This window comes from Martelella sp. (assembly GCF_984369615.1).
The window spans coordinates 1-3,714 of the sequence record NZ_CFHTCS010000402.1; the positions used below are offsets into that span (position 1 = coordinate 1).

Below are 3,714 nucleotides of genomic sequence, written 5' to 3' on the forward strand. Positions count from 1 at the left end.
TGGGCTGGTACCATTCGTTGAACATGAAGGCCACCTCTGCGGCAATGGTGCCTTGTTCCTGCCGGAGGAAATGGGACGCGGCGCCGACGGTGCAATGACCGGGTTCGGCTATCCGGAGATGATGGCTGAAGTCGTCGGCCTTTGTGAAAAGGGCGACATGGACAACGCACAGGACCTCTTCGACGCCTATCTGCCGCTGGTGCGCTACGAGCAGCAGCCGGGCCTTGGCCTCGCCGTTCGCAAATATGTGCTGGCAAAGCGCGGCGCTATCGCCTCCTCGGCGCTGCGCAAACCCGGCGCAGGGCTTGCGCCGGCTGCTATTGCAGAGGTCGAGCGCCTTATCGAACGCCAGACGAAGAAACTGAAGGAGCTGAAATAATGGATTTCAAACTGACCGGAAAACGCGCCCTTGTTCTGGGTGCGAGCCGCGGGCTTGGCGCCGCATCGGCCATTCTGCTGGCCGAAGAAGGCGCGACCGTCGTCGCCGCTTCACGCTCTGGCAGCCTGCCGCAGGGTCTGCCGGAAGCACTGAGAAGCCGGGTTGCAGCGATGAAGCTCGACCTTTCCGACCCGGAATCAGTTGAGGCAGCCAAGAACGATCTGGCCAAAAATCCCGTCGACATTCTTGTCAACAATTGCGGTGGCCCTAAGGCCGGCCCGGCGCACGGCCAGTCGGCTGCCGCATGGCAGGCCGCCTTCATGGCCATGGCGACGCCGGTGTTTGAAATCACTGACGCAGCCCTTGCCGGCATGACCGCCAATGGCTGGGGACGCGTGATCACCATCGGCTCGTCCGGCATTGAAGTCCCGATCCCCAATCTGGCGCTGTCCAACGGCGTGCGCGGCGCAATGGCCGGCTGGTCGAAGACGCTTGCCGGCGAAGTTGCGGCCAAGGGCGTCACCGTCAACATGGTTCTGCCCGGCCGTATCGCGACCGATCGCGTTGCCGAGCTGGATGCAGGCAAGGCGGAAAAGAGCGGCCAATCGGTCGAAGCCGTGCGCGAAGCCTCGCGCGCCACGATCCCTGCCGGCCGCTACGGGAAACCGGAAGAATTTGCCGCCGTCGTCGCCTTTCTCGCCTCCGAACAGGCAAGCTTCGTCAACGGTTCGATGATCCGCGCCGATGGCGGCATGATCCGGAGCATCTGATGACCAAGATCGTCCCTATCGACCGGCGCGGCAGCGACTGCAACAAGTGGCGAAGCTTTGAGGCGGATGTGATCCCCCTGCCCGTCGCCGATATGGATTTCGCCGCCGATCCGGCTATCATCGCCGCGATTGAAAAGCGGATCAGCCATCCGGTTCTCGGCTATGGCTCAGCCACGGACGAACTGCGTCAGACCATCGTCGACGCCATGCTCGCCGAGTTCGGCTGGGCCATCAAACCGGAATGGCTGGTTTTCCTGCCGGGCGTCGAACCCGGTTTCAACATGGCGCTGAGCGCCTTTAGCGAACCCGGTCAGACCGTCATGCAGGAATACCCGGTCTACAAGCCCTTGCGCACGGCACCTGCAACATGGGGCCTTAAAACAGCTGCCGTCTGGCAGACGCCGGACGACAAAGGACACTGGCACTCAGACAGCGGTGACCTTGCGGCAGCGGCCGAACGGTCTTCGCTGATGCTCCTGTGCAATCCGCAAAACCCGACAGGTCGCGTCTATACCCGTGACGAACTGCTGTTCATCAGTCAGCTTTGCCTGAAGCATGACATGCTTCTTGTCTCGGACGAGATTCACAGCGGCCTGACGCTGGATGGCAGACGGCACATTCCCGTTGCATCGCTTTCCAAGGACATCGAAGCCCGCACCATCACCTTGATGGCCGCCAGCAAGACCTGGAATATCGCCGGGCTGAAGGCTGCCTTTGCGATTATCGCCGACGACGCTGTCCGGCAGAAATTCATGGGCGCAAAGAAGGGCCTTGTCGATAGCGTCAACGTTCTGGGGCTTGCGGCCATGGAAGCCGCCTATGGCCAATGCCAGGACTGGCGCGATGCCGTGCGCAAAACGCTGGCCGAAAACCGCGCCATCCTGCACCGCTTTTTGGCGGAACATCTTCCTGAAACCGGATGCGTGCCTGCGGAGGCCAGCTTTCTGGCGTGGATCGACCTGTCAGCCTATCGGCTCAACAAGCCCGCCGCCGAGTGGCTGTTGCAACATGCCCGGATCGGCGTCAGCAGCGGTACCGATTTCGGTGAAAATCTGGGCGGCTGGATCAGGCTTAATTTCGCCTGCGCCCCCGAAACACTTGCAGAAGCGCTCTCGCGTATGGCAAGGGCTTTGGCAAAAGAATAATGCAAAGAGGGAAACGGATGTCTCGTGGCAATGGCGGGGCCAAAACGGCAGCGCGCAAATCCGACAGCCAGTCGGAGAAATCGAAGTCGCTGACCGATCAGGCCTATGATCAACTCCGTAAGGAAATCATTACCTGCAAACTGGCCCCAGGCACCGACCTTGGCGAGCAGGAGCTTGCCGAAAAGCTGCAAATGAGCAAGACACCGGTGCGCGAAGCGCTGGCGCGGCTGACGCTCGAAGGGCTTGTGGAAGCCTTTCCGCGCCGCGGTTACCGCATCACCGCCGTGACCGTTAAAAGTGTCAATGATGTTTTCACGGTGCGCAAGGCGATCGAGGGCGTTGCCGGCGAGCTTGCCGCCGAGCGCATGAGCGAAGACGAGCTCGACCATGTCGAAGCGCTGTCGGTCGCGACCTATGTCCCGGGCGAACAGCCGACGATCGAGGCATTTATCCAGCAGAACAATGACTTTCATGTCGCTATTGCTGAAGGCGCGCAGGTGCCGCGCCTGACCATGTTGATCTGCTCATACCTGGAGGAATCCACCCGCCTCTTCCATATGGGGGCAGCAGTGCGCGACGTGAATCCGGAGACGACAACCGATCATAACCGCATTGTGGAAGCGCTGCGTCGCCACGACGGCGACGCCACGCGCGAGGCGATTATTCTGCATACGGAAAACACTCGCCTTGGCCTACTTAAGTCTCTGATTTCAGACAGAAACTCTCTTCTTGTTTTGTAGCCGTCGCAGGTCCCGACATCTATACTATCAATATAGCCTACCAGCGATGGCACCGAGAAGGTATCAACGGGATTACCGCTCGAGCAATCCAGAACATGCTTGACGCAGGCTTGCAAATACAAACCAGACTGAAGCGAGCGCCGCTTCCTGCAGCAGAAATCAGCTGAATACTGGCCGTCAAAGACTTTCTGTGACGCATTGCGCAACGGTCCTACTCTCCCTCACCCGCCAGCACTTCCTCCTGCACGGCTGCCCGGCTGAGCAGCCCGGCTTCCTCCAGCACCGAGATATCCTGCAAGTCGCGGAGCGCCACCATGCCGAAGGCGGAAAGGAGGTGTTTGGTCGTGACATAGGTGCACGGCGCGCCGGGCGTCGGGCTGCGGGGGCCGGAGGCGATGAGAGCGGCGTTGCGGAGTGAGGCGATGGTGTCGCGGCTGACACCGATCGGTCTCTTCTCCGGCGCGATACGGGGTTGATAGCTGGACTTTGGGCGAAGCAAATGGCTACGCCCAAAGTCCGACACTAGCCTGATTTTCCGTCAACCGTCGACCAGCCGCTCCCTGAACCAGCGTGCGAGTTCGTCTTCCCCGATCACGCCGCCAGCCACGCCTTCCATCAACTGAATTGCATCGACAGGCTGGAAGCGAAGCCGGTATCCGTTGTCTGCAAGGAAAAGACGC

At 60.7% G+C, this 3,714-nt stretch carries 4 protein-coding genes and 1 pseudogene; 4 read left to right on the forward strand and 1 reads right to left on the reverse strand.

The features are described 5' to 3' along the window. The 4 genes from AC5DC2_RS21115 to AC5DC2_RS21130 all read left to right on the forward strand — a co-directional run. The coding region (locus AC5DC2_RS21115) for a dihydrodipicolinate synthase family protein (protein WP_491699910.1) at positions 1–379 on the forward strand (379 nt) is incomplete at its 5' end. Then, positions 379–1,149 carry an SDR family oxidoreductase gene (locus tag AC5DC2_RS21120; protein ID WP_024709862.1) on the forward strand — a complete coding sequence of 257 codons (771 nt, stop codon included), beginning with the start codon at positions 379–381 and terminating at the stop codon, positions 1,147–1,149. The genes AC5DC2_RS21115 and AC5DC2_RS21120, both read left to right, overlap by 1 nt. Further along, a complete protein-coding gene (locus AC5DC2_RS21125; protein ID WP_024709861.1) occupies positions 1,149–2,294 on the forward strand; it encodes a MalY/PatB family protein in 1,146 nt (381 codons plus the stop codon). The genes AC5DC2_RS21120 and AC5DC2_RS21125 overlap by 1 nt, the downstream gene beginning before the upstream one ends. Positions 2,295–2,311: 17 nt before the next feature. Then, positions 2,312–3,034: a GntR family transcriptional regulator gene (locus AC5DC2_RS21130; protein WP_024709860.1), complete on the forward strand. Its 723-nt coding sequence runs from the start codon at positions 2,312–2,314 to the stop codon at positions 3,032–3,034. Between the two features lie 211 nt (positions 3,035–3,245). Here AC5DC2_RS21130 and AC5DC2_RS21135 read toward each other — a convergent pair. Then, positions 3,246–3,473, reverse strand: a pseudogene (locus AC5DC2_RS21135) (SMC-Scp complex subunit ScpB); the annotation flags it as partial. Positions 3,474–3,714 lie beyond the last annotated feature (241 nt).